The sequence below is a fragment of the Treponema socranskii subsp. socranskii VPI DR56BR1116 = ATCC 35536 genome (assembly GCF_000468115.1).
Taxonomy (GTDB): Bacteria; Spirochaetota; Spirochaetia; order Treponematales; family Treponemataceae; genus Treponema_D; species Treponema_D socranskii.
This window is the reverse complement of the sequence record NZ_AVQI01000083.1, coordinates 1-14,640: the sequence shown is the minus strand read 5'-3', so window position 1 is coordinate 14,640 and position 14,640 is coordinate 1. Positions and strand designations below refer to the sequence as shown.

At 50.5% G+C, this 14,640-nt stretch carries 10 protein-coding genes; 7 read left to right on the top strand and 3 right to left on the bottom strand.

Going from position 1 to position 14,640, the window contains the following annotated elements:
* Positions 1 to 3: 3 nt before the first annotated feature.
* The 7 genes from dnaK to HMPREF0860_RS12050 all read left to right on the top strand — a co-directional run bounded on the left by dnaK (position 4) and on the right by HMPREF0860_RS12050 (position 10,904).
* A complete protein-coding gene (gene dnaK / locus HMPREF0860_RS12080) occupies positions 4 to 1,953 on the top strand; it encodes a molecular chaperone DnaK (RefSeq protein ID WP_021330559.1) in 1,950 nt (649 codons plus the stop codon).
* 170 nt (positions 1,954 to 2,123) lie between these two features.
* Positions 2,124 to 3,263, top strand: a complete 1,140-nt coding sequence (gene dnaJ / locus HMPREF0860_RS12075; protein WP_021495831.1) for a molecular chaperone DnaJ — start codon at positions 2,124 to 2,126, stop codon at positions 3,261 to 3,263.
* 120 nt (positions 3,264 to 3,383) lie between these two features.
* On the top strand, positions 3,384 to 4,775 hold the full coding sequence (locus HMPREF0860_RS12070; protein ID WP_021330541.1) for a PP2C family protein-serine/threonine phosphatase: 1,392 nt from the start codon (positions 3,384 to 3,386) through the stop codon (positions 4,773 to 4,775).
* 412 nt (positions 4,776 to 5,187) lie between these two features.
* A complete protein-coding gene (locus HMPREF0860_RS13435) occupies positions 5,188 to 6,930 on the top strand; it encodes a PP2C family protein-serine/threonine phosphatase (RefSeq protein WP_162147023.1) in 1,743 nt (580 codons plus the stop codon).
* An 8-nt stretch (positions 6,931 to 6,938) separates the two neighbouring features.
* Positions 6,939 to 7,265: an STAS domain-containing protein gene (locus HMPREF0860_RS12060; RefSeq protein ID WP_021330528.1), complete on the top strand. Its 327-nt coding sequence runs from the start codon at positions 6,939 to 6,941 to the stop codon at positions 7,263 to 7,265.
* Positions 7,266 to 7,460: 195 nt separating this feature from the next.
* Positions 7,461 to 8,600, top strand: coding sequence for a lipoprotein TP_1001-related protein (locus HMPREF0860_RS12055; RefSeq protein WP_021330509.1), 1,140 nt, complete (start codon positions 7,461 to 7,463; stop codon positions 8,598 to 8,600).
* Between the two features lie 84 nt (positions 8,601 to 8,684).
* On the top strand, positions 8,685 to 10,904 hold the full coding sequence (locus HMPREF0860_RS12050; RefSeq protein ID WP_038081242.1) for a peptidase U32 family protein: 2,220 nt from the start codon (positions 8,685 to 8,687) through the stop codon (positions 10,902 to 10,904).
* A gap of 44 nt (positions 10,905 to 10,948) precedes the next feature.
* Here the strand turns inward: HMPREF0860_RS12050 and HMPREF0860_RS12045 are convergent, their stop codons facing one another.
* The 3 genes from HMPREF0860_RS12045 to HMPREF0860_RS12035 form a co-directional block, all read right to left on the bottom strand.
* Positions 10,949 to 11,380: a single-stranded DNA-binding protein gene (locus HMPREF0860_RS12045; protein WP_021330545.1), complete on the bottom strand. Its 432-nt coding sequence runs from the start codon at positions 11,378 to 11,380 to the stop codon at positions 10,949 to 10,951.
* A 518-nt stretch (positions 11,381 to 11,898) separates the two neighbouring features.
* Positions 11,899 to 12,204 carry an addiction module antidote protein gene (locus HMPREF0860_RS12040; RefSeq protein ID WP_021330529.1) on the bottom strand — a complete coding sequence of 102 codons (306 nt, stop codon included), beginning with the start codon at positions 12,202 to 12,204 and terminating at the stop codon, positions 11,899 to 11,901.
* Positions 12,205 to 12,405: 201 nt separating this feature from the next.
* A complete protein-coding gene (locus tag HMPREF0860_RS12035) occupies positions 12,406 to 14,298 on the bottom strand; it encodes a hypothetical protein (RefSeq protein ID WP_021330580.1) in 1,893 nt (630 codons plus the stop codon).
* Positions 14,299 to 14,640: the final 342 nt, after the last annotated feature.

Here is a 14,640-nt window from a genome sequence, read left to right as displayed (position 1 = left end):
GACATGGGAAAAATTATCGGTATTGATTTAGGAACAACGAATTCATGCGTCGCCGTTATGGAAAACGGCGAACCGGTCGTCATTCAGAATTCGGAGGGCGGGAGAACCACTCCGTCCATCGTCGGCTTTACGTCGAAGGGCGACCGCATCGTCGGGCTTCCGGCAAAAAACCAAATGGTGACGAACCCGAAAAATACGGTGTATTCCATTAAGCGCCTCATCGGGCACCGTTTTTCCGAATTGAAGGGAGAAGCGACGAAGCTGCCGTACAAGGTTATCGACCACGGTGAAGACGTAAGAGTTGAAATCGAACAAAACGGCGAAAAAAAGCAGTACAGCCCGCAGGAGATCAGCGCTTTCATTTTGCAAAAGATGAAAAAGACGGCGGAGGATTACCTCGGTCAGCCGGTGACGGAAGCGGTTATCACGGTGCCCGCGTATTTCAACGACGCGCAGCGCCAGGCGACAAAGGATGCCGGCAAAATCGCAGGTCTTGACGTCAAGCGGATTATCAACGAACCGACCGCAGCTTCTCTCGCTTTCGGTTTCAATAAAGATTCAAGCAAAGAAAAGACGATCGCCGTCTACGATTTGGGCGGCGGTACTTTCGATATTTCCATCCTCGAGCTCGGCAACGGCGTCTTCGAAGTCAAATCGACGAACGGCAATACGCAGCTCGGCGGCGACGACTGGGACAGGCGAATCATCAACTGGCTTGTCGACGAGTTTAAAAAAGACACCGGCGGCATCGATCTGTCGAACGACGCTATGGCGATGCAGCGCTTGCGCGAAGCTGCGGAAAACGCGAAGATTCAGCTTTCGTCGCAGACGACGGCGGACATCAATCTGCCCTTTATCACTGCAGATGCGTCCGGTCCGAAGCACTTGCAAAAGACGCTGACGCGGGCACAGTTTGAAGCGATGACGGCGGACTTGCTCGACGCGACGAAAGAGCCGTGCAAAAAAGCGATGAGCGATGCGGGCATTACGCCGGATAAAATCGACGAAGTGCTGCTCGTCGGCGGTTCGAGCCGTATGCCTAAAGTGCAGGAAGTCGTCAAAGCGATTTTCGGAAAAGAAGGCAATCGCTCGGTAAACCCCGATGAAGCGGTTGCGGTAGGGGCGGCGATCCAGGGCGGCGTTTTGGGCGGAGACGTAAAAGACGTGCTCCTCCTCGACGTAACGCCTCTTTCGCTCGGCATTGAAACGATGGGCGGCGTCTTTACGAAGCTCATTCCGCGCAATACGACGATCCCGACGAAAAAGAGCCAAATCTTTTCGACGGCGGCCGACGGACAGACGGCGGTATCGATTCATGTACTGCAGGGAGAGCGCGAGATGGCGGCGCAAAACCGCACGCTCGGCAATTTCGACCTCGTCGGTATCCCGGCGGCTCCTCGCGGAGTACCGCAGATCGAAGTTACTTTCGACATCGATGCGAACGGCATCGTTCATGTCAGCGCAAAGGATTTGGGTACGGGCAAAGAGCAGCACATCCAAATCACCTCATCGAGCGGTTTGAGCGAAGAGGAAATCAACCGCATGGTAAAAGATGCGGAAGCGAACGCCGCCGCCGATAAAGCCAAACGCGAAAGCGTCGATGCGCGAAACGATGCGGACAGCCTTATCTACGCGACGGAAAAGACGCTGAAAGATTTGGGCGACAAAGTAAACGCTGCGGATAAGCAGGCGATCGACGATGCCGTTGCGGCGCTGAAAAAAGCGCTCGAAGGCGACAACGTCGAAGAGATCAAGTCGAAAACGGAAGCGCTCAAGCAGGCGTCCTACAAGATCGCCGAAGAAGTGTACAAACAGCAAGCCGCACAGCAGCAGGGCGCGGGGGGCCAAGCCCAAAGCGGCGGCGCCGGAAGCGAGCAAGGCTCGCAGCAGTCGGGCGGTTTTGACAAAGGCAAAGCCGACGACGCCGAATACGAAGTGCACGACGACAAATAAAGCGTATATAGGGCCTCGGCGATTTTGCGAAGTCCTATATGCGAAACGGATATGAGTGCATAGACCTTTGTCCGGCCTCTCCCGTAAGACGCGAAAACACCTCCGTCCGATTGCGTCGGAGGTGTTTTTTATGGTATTATATTTACGAATATTGATTTTTGGCAGAAGATATGGCGGAAAAACGTGATTATTACGAAGTGCTCGGCGTTGAAAAAAGCGCTTCTCTCGACGATATTAAAAAGGCGTACCGCAAACTTGCGATAAAATATCATCCCGACAGAAACCCCGGCGATAAGGCGGCCGAAGAAAAATTCAAAGAAGCGACGGAAGCGTACGAAGTGCTTTCCGACGACAAAAAGCGCCCCCTTTACGATCAATACGGTTTTGCAGGCGTCGACGGCGCGGCCTCAGGCGGCGCACAGTATTCTCACGCGTTTCACGATTTCAGCGACCTCTTCGGCGGCATGGGCGGCGGCTTCGGCGACATATTCGAAAACATTTTCGGCGGCGGATTTTCTTCTTCGCACAGAACTTCCGACGGGCATGCTCAGGGCGCGACGCTCCGCTACGATTTGGAAATATCATTTAAAGCCGCGGTATTCGGCACGAAAGCCGAAATCCGCTTTACGCATAACGAAGTCTGCGATACTTGTCACGGCACCGGAGGCGCTGCAGGCGCGAAAAGTAAAACCTGTCCTTCGTGTCAGGGAACGGGACAGATCCGGCGGAGCGCGGGATTTTTTGCGATGCAGCAAACCTGCCCGACCTGCCGCGGAACGGGAACGGTCATCGATAATCCGTGTCCGGTATGCCGCGGAACGGGCGTGCAGGAAAAAAATAAAATGATGACGCTGACGATTCCCGCAGGCGTCGACAACGGCAAACGTATCGACATCCCGCATCAAGGAGACGCGGGACAAAACGGCGGACCCGCAGGGGATTTGATCGTCGTTATCCATGTTGCCGGCGACCGCTTTTTCGAACGTTCGGGGCAGGATCTCTACTGTGCCGTTCCGATCACGATGGCACAGGCTTCTCTCGGCGCGGAGATAACGATACAGCTCCTCGACGACAAGCGCGTGAGCGTCAAAGTGCCTGCGGGGACGTCGAACGGCAAACTCTTACGCATCAAGGGCGAAGGCGTGCCGTATACGGGTACTTCCCGGAGAGGCGACCTCTACGTCAAAATCGTCGTGCAAGTGCCCTCGCGTTTGAGCGCACAGCAAAAGGCGCTCCTCGAACAATACCTCGCACTCGAAAATCCGACGACGTCTCCCGCTCTCATTCCGCTCGAATCGCTCAGCCGCTGACGGCTCGTTCCTGCAAATTTTTGCGGAGATGCCTTTGCGCCATCTATGCGAAATCCTCGATAATATGCTATACTATTACAATTCCAATTACGTATATTTCATAATGTTGTCGAGGTATCTATGTATAAAACGCGGAAGCGAATCGTTTTTCTTACCGTCAACGCGGCAATCTTAATTCTGTTTATCGTCGTGTCATCGATGCTCGTGCCGGAAGAAATTGCCGGACACTCGTTTTTCTTGCGCATATCGATTCCTACGACCGTTTTCGTTCTCTTGCTGATCGGGGGCGATGCCGTACGCGATATGATCGGCAGCAGAATACATCAACGAATTTTCGAAAAAAGCGAAACGCGCTATTTAACGCACTTTACCAACCGTCTGCGTTTTTGCTATTCGCTCGACGACCTGTATAAAGTATTTGCGGATATTCTCGAAAACGAAGCGGGCTGTTCCGTTCTCTTTATCGATCGGAAAAAAAATTACGTTTTGTACAACAGTCCCGATCGCTTTGCATCCTCGCAGGAAGTACGCGATGTACTTGCGCGGAACTTTCCGCTTTCGTGGCCGACAGGGACGTATTTGCTCGATGATTCGCTCGGTATCGTTTCATCGGCAAAAACGGCGCGCGGCTTTTTCTTTGTGTGCGGCGACCAGCAGCTTTTTATTTTTTGCCGCTACACAAAACTGTTTGATGCCGATGCGTATCGGCAGCTCTATGAAGAATTTTCGCGTTTTCAATCGCGTTCCCGTACGATTTCAAACCTCACCGAAATTTCCGATTTGACGAAAGAATGGCAGCTGCTTGCGGATACGCAGCGCTCGTTTCTTCCGCAGAAGATGCCTGTCATTTCGAAGCTGCAGCTCGCCGCCTATTATAAACCGCTTATCAACGTTTCGGGTGATTATTATTCCGTTTTGCCGATCAATAAACACAAAACGCTGCTTTTGCTCGGTGACGTTTCCGGCAAAGGACTCGCGGCGGCACTCATTATGGGTCTCGTCGTAAATACGTTGAAGATCATCGACGATAAAGAAGACATCGAAAACATTATCCGTGAAATCGATAGAGCGATAAAAAACATGAAACTGCAGGATAAATATACGGTATTGTTTCTCGGTCTCGTCGATACCGATGCGATGACGATGCGCTATGTGAATGCGTCCATATCCGACCCGCTCGTTCTCTCTCGTGCGGCAAGCGGATATAAGATAAAGCCGCTCGCATCGACTGCGAGTCTTGTCGGCATCATCGATTTGGGCGACATCACCGTCGAAGAGCGAAAGCTCTATCGCGGAGACGTGATCCTCATTGCCTCCGACGGTTTATCGGAAATCATGAACAGCGACGGCATCCAGCTCGGCAGCAGCGACGTCTTTAAAGAAATGCTGTGTGTAAGCGCCGACAAAACGCCGCAGGAATTTATCGACGATATCGTACGTTTGATTCCCGAATACAACGGCGGCGCGCGGCTGCACGACGATGTCACGATGATGGTTGCAAAGGTGGGTTGATATGGCGTTTGTAATACTCAATTTTGCGCTTTCCGTTTTTTTTATTTGGTTTTCATTTTATACAAACTATGTACATCGTACAAAAGGCATATACAGCGATCGCATTGTCTCTGATATTGTTTTAGCGACGATTCTTTCCCTGTTGCTTACAGCTGCAATCAATTTGCCGCTCAGCGAGGGAGTTTTTCTGCTGGTTGCCAAACTGCTCTTTTTTACGGAAGCTGTCTTTTTAACAAATATTTCATTTTACTTTATCTTGCGAAAGGTAAAACGCGGTATTTCTCTGATCATCGTGATGATGATACTTTTATTTGTGTTTGCCCTGTATATCGTATTTATGAAATTTCAGCTGATCGTAATTTCTCCCGACGCCGGCATAAAGATTGTCTCGCAATATATTTTTCGCGGAGACATGGGTAATATTTTTACGTGGACATGGCTTACCGTTTTTATTGTTTTGTATCGCTTTGTGCTGCCGGGTGCTTGCGTTCTTATCATGCTGCTGCTCAACGAATACCGTTCTACGCGGCTCGAAAGATATCTCGGTTATCTTGAATTGTTTTCAGTGCTCTTTATGTGGGCTATGCTCATATTCCTCAACTTTTTGTCGCAGGACATAGCCGGTTTTTATCTGTTCTATCCGCTCGCATACGAATTCCTTTTGCTGATGCTGCTGCGCTCGGAATCGGTTAGAGCGATGCCGTCCGCAAGCGATGCGCTTGTGTACATGCTCCGGCTTTTGTTCGCATATATTATTCCGAGCGTTTTTCTCGTTGCCGTTTTCACGTTGTTGTTCCCGATCGTCGGCGGCCGCTCGATGCTGTTTTATACGATTTTGGTTGTCGGTACTACGCTGTCGCTCGTATTTATTTGGGGTATGTCGAAATACCTTACGACGACGCGCCGTCTTCGCCCGACCGATTATGAAGCCGCGTTCGGAACCGATCTCGCGTCGATCGACTACAGCGGCGAAATGGATGAAATCATCATGAGCGTATACAATATGTTTACGAGAAACGTACAGTGCTCGTCCATGTCCGTATTCGTCAATAGCGGCGAAGAGTATCTTGAGAACGCGTTTTCTTCCGCTACCCGCGATATCCCCGTTCGTGCCGACAACCCAGCGTTCGATGCGCTGTTGAACGCAGGCCGCAACGTCATCGCGCTTTCGGAAATCGATGCGCGCAGCGATATTGCGGAGGCGCGGGAAGAACTCGCCGCGCTCTTTGCGGATACGCATTCGGACGCGCTCATCCTGTTGAGCGAAGGGCACAATTTGCTCGGCTGCATTACGCTCGGCTTAAAGACGAGCGGCGAACACTATACGGCTTACGATATTTCCATCCTTACGCGCCTGTATTCGTACTTTTTCGTGTTCGGCTACTATATGCGCAATATTTCGAACAGAGAGATCATCGGTACGGTTAACCGTGAAATTCGTATGTCGTCTCAAATCATCGCGTCCATTCAGGAAGACGTCGATGCCGTTAAAAATCCGAAAGCCGATGTCGGTTATATCATGAAATCGGCGCACAATATCGGCGGAGAATTTATCGATTTGATCAGGATCAACGATCGCACGCATCTGTTCGTTATCGGAAGCTTGAGCGGACAGGGGATCGCCGCAAGTATGAACATGGTCATTTTAAAATCGGTTATCAGAACCTTTCTTGACGAAACACACGATTTTAAAATGCTTGTCCAACGAGTTAATTTATTTATCCGCGAAAATCTTCCGAAGGGCAGTATATTCAACGGCACTTTTGCGCTCGTCGATTTTTCCGCCGATGTGATGTATTACATCAACTGCGGCATTCCCGCGATTTTTGTGTATACGCAGTCGTACAATAATATTATCGAAATTCAAGGCCGCGGCCACGTGCTCGGCTTTGTGCGCGATATTGCGCCGTATATTTCGGTGCGCCAAATCAAACTTACCAAAGGCGATATCGTCCTTTCGTGTACAAACGGCGTTCTCACGTCGCGTTCGCTTCGCGGAGATGTTTTCGGCAAAGAGCGCGTACAACAGGTTATGCTTTCGAATCTGACGTTTCCCGCTTCCCGCATGGCGCAGTTCGTCTATGACAATCTCGTTAAATTTATGTCGAAAGAAATTGAGGCGGATGTAAGTGCCCTCGTTATAAAATACGTATAGGACTGGCTATGGATCAATTGACGATTACGGAAAAAAGCGGCGCGAATTACGTGTTGTATGAACTCTCGGGCGCGATCAACGCGTATACGCTTGCCGAGCTGCAGCAAAAACTGTACGACGCGATCGGACGCGATAACGTCGTACTCGATTTATCGAAAGTCTCCGAAATCGATTATTCCGGTATGGGAACGATTATGGCCGCCTTTAACGACGGAGAGGACAGCGGATACGTTTTATACTTGCTGTCGCCTTCTGCAGAAGTCCGCGAAGCCGTCGAAGCGACGGGTTTTTCAAAAGTGTTGCATATCATTAATTCCATCACTGAAGTGCTATAGCGTTCGTATCGACGCCCGCTGTAATTTTTTTTCAAAAAACTTCCTCTTTTTGTTATTTTTTCTCGATCTATATGTGTAGGGCATCCCTAAAAAATCGATCGGATTTTTAGAGGTGTGCGTACGGATTTTTCGGTGTCGCCGATTGTTCCGCATTCGGGCCGATCGGCGGCGCTTCTATGATCGGGAGGTCGAAACGTGAAAAAAGAACGTATACGGGTATTCGTATGGTTTTTGCAGACGGCGCTTTTGAGTGCGGTCGTATCGTTTGCGCTTTGTCCGATTTCGTGCAAAGCGACGGACGAGGGCTTACAGCTGCTGCGCGGCGATTATGCAGCTCCGGTACTCGAATCCTATTCCGCCGAAAGCGCCCTCCGCGTGTCGCTTACGTTTTCCGAGCGCGTAACGATTACGGGAGCGGTCATCACTCGGGCAGCGCCTTTTTCGAACGGTGCCGTGTCTGCCGAACAGGACGGTTTTTCGCCGATAGCCGCGTCGGGAGAATCGGGGGGTATTTCCGTCACCGTTTCTTACAGCGGCGACGGGAAGACGGCGATTGCGGAGGTGGCAGAATCGCTCGAAGCCGGCGTGCGCTACGCGCTGTACGGCGAAGCGAAAGATGAAAACGGCAACACGCTTACGTTTTCCGTACCCTTTATCGGTTTTAACAGCCGTATTCCGAAAATCATCGTCAGCGGCGTTCACCCGCAGTTCGCATCCGCTTCAAACGGCGGATATGCAAAATGCGAATTCGTCGAACTGTATGCGCTTACGAACGGAAATACTGCGGGGCTCGCGATTCAAAGTGCAGCGGACGGGAGCGACAGGGCGTTTACGCTTCCTGCCGCAGAAGTGCGTTCGGGGGACGTTATAGTCGTTCATCTGCGTACAAAAGGGGAGGGTTGCGTAAGCGAAACGGGAGACAACATCGCGCTTTCATCGGGATGGTATACGTCTTCCGTTGTTCGCGATATTTGGTCGCCGAATGAGAAAGCGTGTTTGGGCGACAAAGAGGATACGCTCATGCTCGTCAATTCTTTTACCGGCGACGTGCTCGACGCAGTAGTGTATGCGCCTTCGGAGAGTACGGCGTGGAGCAATGAAAACGTAAAAGAGGCGGCGGAAAACATTGCGGCGCAAGGTTTTTGGAAAAGCGCTTTACCCGGTGATGCGGCGAGCACGGACGGTTTAACCGCGTCGAAGATGCTGAAACGTTCGGGCTGTATCGCGCTCCGGCGTGCGGCCGAAAACGGTACGCTCGGCAATATCGTCGTGCAGACTTCTGAAAATTGGCGCGTCGAAAAAATCGTAAAGGGTGCGGTCAATCCCATAGAATAACGGAAGCGTTTCGACCGATCGCCGGCGTTCCGTGTGCCGGAGCTCCTGTGGCGCTTCGTTTCGATTTCTGCTATAGTTGCGCGTATGGCAGAATTATTGGCGCCGGCGGGTAATATCGAATCGCTCGATGCGGCTATCGGCGAAGGTGCCGATGCGGTATATCTCGGACTCAAAAGTTTTAACGCGCGGCTTCGCACGACGAATTTTGCGTGGAATCAATTCGAAGCGGCGGTCGATGCCGTTCATCGACTCGGCAAAAAAATATACGTTACGGTCAACACGGTGTGCGAAGAGCACGAGACGGAAAAGCTGTATCGGCTCTTGTGCTACCTCGACAGGGTAAAGCCCGACGGGCTCATCGTGCAGGATTTTGCCGTCATCCGCATGGCACAAGAATTTTTTCCGTCGATGGAACTGCATGCGTCGACCCAGATGAACGTCGAAAGCGCGGCGGGCGTAAATCTTTTGAGCAGGGAAGGCGTCAAGCGCGTCGTTCTTGCGCGTGAACTCGGCCTCGAAGAAATCAAATCGATAAAAGCTGCGACGACGGCGGAACTCGAAGTGTTCGTGCACGGTGCACTGTGCGTGAGCGAATCGGGACTGTGCCTGTTTTCGAGTTTTCTCGGCGGTAAGTCGGCAAACCGCGGCATGTGTACGCAGGCCTGCCGCCGCTATTATGCGGCGGAACAGCGCGGCGGCATTTCGGAAGGGTATTATTTTTCACCCTGTGATCTCGAACTCGTCTCCGAGGTTCCCGATCTCGAAGAGGCGGGCGTCGCTTCATTTAAAATCGAAGGGCGCATGAAAAGCGCGGAATATGTCGGCACCGTCGTCGCCGCTTACCGCTATGTTATGGATCACTGGAAGGAAGATAAAAAAGGCGCGATCATAACGGCGAAACGCATGCTCGCATCCGATTTTGCGCGTTCGAAATCGTCGTATTGGTATAATTTTAAAACGCAGGCGGAGGGCATCGAAAAGGCGGGGGAGGAGATATTGAACCCCGATCAGGCGGGCGGTACGGGTATCTACCTCGGAAAAATCGTTGCGCTGAAACCCGCTCCCGCCTCTCTCGTCGAAGCGGAAAAGAAAAACGCTGCGCCCGGCACTCCGCCGGAACAGCTTCGCGTGCAGATGGCGCGCTTAAAAGGCGGCTCTTACGATCCCGATCCCGGAGATTCGATCCGACTGCACCGCAGGGACGATTCCGGCCGCGTAAGCCGTAAAGTGCGCAGTGCGGAAACGGATGCAGACGGGACTCGATGGATAGACGTACCCGGCGGTTTTCAAGTCGGCGACAGCGTATACCTCTTGCAGATGAAAGCCGCATCGAAGCGTTACGCTCGCGTCCTCGCGCGCGATGTGTCGCAGTATCGGAGGCAGCCGAGAGACGAAAAGCTTCCCGTCCTCGATTTGACGAGCGTCGGCAAAAACGAACTGCAATTTTTTCCCGAAGGTTTATACGTGCAAGTGTCATCCGTAGCGGACGTGTTCGTCGTCCAATCCTCTCATCCCGTGCGCGTCATCATCGAACTGAACGGCGAAACGTTGTACGATCTTGTAAATCACAAAACCGTGCTGCCGCTTTCCAAAAAGCAGCTCATCATTTCTCTCGATCCCTTTTGTCCGCCCGAAACCGAAAACTCATTGCGGCAAACGCTCGACGCGCTCATCGGCGACGGCTTTACGACGTTTATCGCAAACAATATCGCCCATATCGCGATGCTGAAAGGGAAAAAAGGCGCGAACGTTATAGCCGGCCCCTACCTCTACACTTTCAACCGTTGGGCGGTTTCGTGGCTCGAAAATCAAAATATCGGTGCCTTTGTCATGCCGTATGAAAATTCGCGGAAAAATCTTTTGGCAACTTTTCCGCCGTCCGTCCGTTCCCGTATCCTCGTGTCCGTGTTCGCGTATCCCGCGCTCTTTCGCCTGCGCTTTAAACTGCCGCCCTCATACGACTTTACGTATTTTACCGATAAAGAGGGCACGGCATTTAAAGTCAATTCGACGCCGGACGGTTCGTTCGTCATGCCTGAAACGGCGTTTTCGGTGACGGATAAATGCGACATCCTCTACGGCGACGGCATCAAACGCATTTTGCTCGATTTTTCGAAAACGAAGGTGACAAAGCCGGAATTGCGTGAAGTGATGAATTCGGTTATTAAAAAAATCCCGCTCGACGGCGCGTACCGCTTTAATTGGAAAGAGGGATTTTATTCGTGCGGAGGCTCTAATTCGCCGAAACGCGTCGAGGAGCAAAAATCGCAGGGAACGAGAACCCGTCCCCGTATAAAAAAATGAGGGAATGCCGTCCGGCACCCTACCGAACGGCCGTCTCGTCTTTTTTAAAATACCGCCGCTTCTTCCATATCTTCGAATTCTTCCGCGGATGCCGCCGTCGCCTCCGCTATGCCTGCAAGTTCCGCATCGGAATCGGCTCTCTTTCCGACTTGCGGTTTGAATTCGATGTGTTCCGCTATGATCGTAACGCGGCTTGCATTTTTTCCGTCCGCTCCTTTCCAGCGGCTTTGTTTCAATCTTCCGACGACGCGCAAGCCCCTTCCTTTTGTAACGCGTTTTTCACAGTATTCGGCCATCTTGCCGAACGCTTCCACATCGAAGTACGACACTTCTTCGATGCCCCGTCCGCCGTCGTTTTTGTACCAGCGGTTTACCGCGATCGGAATGGTACATACTTTGCAGCCGTGCGGCGTCTCTTTAAATAACACATCGCGTGTGATGTTCCCTTCGAGGATAATCGAATTTAATTGATTCATAAAAACTCCTGTACTGCCGGTTTTAAACCGTATCTCCCGTGTCAGAATCAAACAGGTTCCTCTAAAAACTCGGTCGGATTTTTAGAAGTTCCCAAGCGTATACTGCCGGCCGGCAAACGCTTTTTGCACAAGGCGTGCATAGTATATATCGCGGAATTTTTTCATTTTCGGAGTTTTTTACGCGCAAAACGATAAATTTTTGTAAACATATCCGCCCTGTCCGCCCGCAGCACTTCAAAAATGAAATCTTGCACAACCGCTTTTTTTGTATAATGGTTTTATACAGGAAATTTAAGGTGCGGACACTGCAAGTTTTTCGTTTGACTGCGAAGGAGGAAAGTCTGCAACACTTTTTTCTGAATCGAAGAAAGGCGACATCGGTTTGACTTTCAATTTCTTATACATTGGTAATAAATAATGGTAACGTTCTTACTGCCAAAAATTACAAGATAAAGATAGAACCTGTGCAATCACCTTATGAAAACATGCAACGCGAAGTTCCCTGCGCCATCTGGAATTTAAGCCATTACCGGAAGTTTTTCTGCGGGTGTTTTTTGCGCTTGCAGAACGATCCCCATTGATCGCAGAATATTCAGAACCGTAATAAAAGACGGATTGCCGTTTGGAGACAATGAAGTATACAGTGCTTCACGAGTTACGCCTGCTTCTCTGGCAAGTTTTGTCATACCTTTCGCGCGGGCAATCGCGCCGATAACGTTGATAACGTCGGCGGCTTCTCCTGCTTCAAGAGCGGCAGATAAATATGCCGTTACGTCTTCCGGTGTTATAATATTTTCGGCCATATCCCATTTTGTAATTTTCATTTATATCCCCTTTGCTATTTTATGAGCTTTTACGATGTCGTCTTTTTGCGTCGATTTATCACCGCCGCATAAGAGGATGACTATTTTATTATGCTCGTTTTTGTAATAGAAATAGATAAGCAATCGCTTTTTGAAATATATATTCGTCGGTTCAATGACAAACGAATTGCCGGCTGCCGACGGATCGCGCCGCGATATCGGCTAACCGTTGCTGATGAGGCGCAGAATATACAACTGCACGTACATAAACAGTGATTCCTGTTCCGTGATCTTTTGCATATTCGGCGTTTTAATCAGCGATTCCGCAAGGCTCCGCACGCGCTCGACCGTAAACGTTTGAGCCGAAATCGTATGGATAACTCTGCGCATATAACCGCGGATTAGGGAATTGACGTCTTCGGTGAGCTGGCGGTGCGCATCCGGCGATATCAGTTTATTCCACTGTTTGCAGTATGAATCGAGTTCGCGGTCAACCGTTGAGCCTTCGGGGACGAGATCGTTTTCGACCGTTTTTGCGGCCTGGATGATCGCTTCACGCTTGGTCGCGGGGCGAATGTTTTTGTTTGTCGAATGCGTATCTTTTACTTCTTCAACCGCTTCTTCGCTTTTTTTCTTTTTCGGACCGCGCATAAAAAATCCGATAATCTGCGAAACGACCGGAATGGAATACCAAAACGGCAGCAATATCTTTGCGTTTGCGAGCACCGTTGCATTGCCGATCATGAGCAATTCGGCGTACGGCAAAAGCCGTCCGTTTGAAAAGAGACGGAAGTTTCCGCCTCCGCTCCCGTTTTGCAGTTCGACGTCGAGCAGCGTCAAAAAGTTAGTGTTGAGCAACGCATACAAAACGGGAGACGTTTTTTCAACCTGCGTTTTAAGTACCGACTCGAAACGCTGCTTGTCGTGCATTTCGGGAAGCTTTTCAAAATTTTTAAGCGCCTTATACCATTTGTTCGTGAGATTCTGTTTGATAACGCTGTGCGCTTCGTTGCACAGCCGTATGATAAGCGGAAACACTTTCGACTTATAGACAAAGTATCTCGTACCGGAATCGACCTTAAATACAAGCAGGCGCGGCAGATCTCCGTCTTTGCTTTCGGTCGTAAGCCGCTCAAGAAATTTTTTCAAATCGTCGTCGCTATAGCGATTGCTGAGCGGCACGCCCCTCGTATCGGTTATCTTGACGATCGCGCTCATCGGATAAAAATACGGCGGTTTATCGAGAGCCGCTTCGAGCAATTCGAGCGCTTCGTTTTTTTGCTGCTGTTCCTGCACTTTGTTTTTCAGCAGCAAAAGGTGCAATTCCGCGATGGAAACCGCCTGCAGAAGATTCGTATCTTCCAGCGTCGTATCCTTTACTTTTTCAAAATCCTGTCTGATAAAATAGCACAATTGGCTCCACGAATAAAACGAACTCGCAGACGATTCCAGCAGCTGCGCCGCGCTGTCCTGTCTCGTTACAAACTGTTCAAAAAACGTCTTTATCGAAATCTCTTTTCCGGGATTTGCGTTGCGCAGTTTTTTAAAAAAATAATCGTGATATTCTTCTTTTTTGAGCATCGCACGGATCTTCGACAGTGCCGCATCGGTGAGCATCTGTACGGGCACGCATTCGGGAAACAAAATGGAAGGCACGTTGCGGGGAAGCTGCACGATGTATAACTTCGGCGATTTCAAATCCTGCTTTGCAAACAGAGCGGCAAGCAAATCCGACGCCGGCTTTTTTTCCAGCGCGTCCGACGAAAGCTGTTTCGGCAAATCGCTCAGCGTCGGAAACGGTACGGCAGGATTAAACGCAAGCTCTTTATAGCGCTGCGCAAACCTGACCGTATAGTACATGATGACGATGACGATCTGTTTGTCGCCGTCCCGCTCCAACATGGACACGAGATGTTTTGCTTCAAGCGTTTGCAATTCCGCGATAACCGTATCTTCCGTATTGCCGAGGTAGACGGACAAGCCGGGCTCTTCTTCGATATAGTGTTCCGCATATTTTTTTATATAATCGCAAAAATCGCGCAGATTAACAAATGCGGAATTTTGTTTATTCGCATACGACCGGAGAAGCGTACCGAAATTCGTTATCGCCGACATAATTTTTAGTATATCAAAGAAGCTGTTTTTCGGCAACACGATTTATTGAAATTTTACTGAATTTTTACATCGATACTGGAAAATCAAGTGTAGGGGCAGGGCGACACCCCCGCGCAACCTTGCAACGAGCGCGGAGCGCGAAGTTCCCCGCGCCACTTGCAACGAGCACGGAGTGCGAAGTTCCCCGCGCCACTTGCAACGAGCACGGAGTGCGAAGTTCCCCGCGCAGGAAACGGTATTCCCGTTTATTTTCATAAAAAACCGCGTAATTTATCACTTTGTAAACGATATATAGTTCAGCGGCTTCCTTGCCGCACTATCTCAACAATCGAAGGTGCAGCT

What these genes read in the sequence shown, in the direction of transcription:
- dnaK (WP_021330559.1), top strand. Translation starts at nt 4, where the DNA reads ATGGGAAAAATTATCGGTATTGATTTAGGAACAACGAATTCATGCGTC.
- dnaJ (WP_021495831.1), top strand. Translation starts at nt 2,124, where the DNA reads ATGGCGGAAAAACGTGATTATTACGAAGTGCTCGGCGTTGAAAAAAGC.
- HMPREF0860_RS12070 (WP_021330541.1), top strand. Translation starts at nt 3,384, where the DNA reads ATGTATAAAACGCGGAAGCGAATCGTTTTTCTTACCGTCAACGCGGCA.
- HMPREF0860_RS13435 (WP_162147023.1), top strand. Translation starts at nt 5,188, where the DNA reads ATGGGTAATATTTTTACGTGGACATGGCTTACCGTTTTTATTGTTTTG.
- HMPREF0860_RS12060 (WP_021330528.1), top strand. Translation starts at nt 6,939, where the DNA reads ATGGATCAATTGACGATTACGGAAAAAAGCGGCGCGAATTACGTGTTG.
- HMPREF0860_RS12050 (WP_038081242.1), top strand. Translation starts at nt 8,685, where the DNA reads ATGGCAGAATTATTGGCGCCGGCGGGTAATATCGAATCGCTCGATGCG.
- HMPREF0860_RS12045 (WP_021330545.1), bottom strand. Translation starts at nt 11,380, where the DNA reads ATGAATCAATTAAATTCGATTATCCTCGAAGGGAACATCACACGCGAT.
- HMPREF0860_RS12040 (WP_021330529.1), bottom strand. Translation starts at nt 12,204, where the DNA reads ATGAAAATTACAAAATGGGATATGGCCGAAAATATTATAACACCGGAA.
- HMPREF0860_RS12035 (WP_021330580.1), bottom strand. Translation starts at nt 14,298, where the DNA reads ATGTCGGCGATAACGAATTTCGGTACGCTTCTCCGGTCGTATGCGAAT.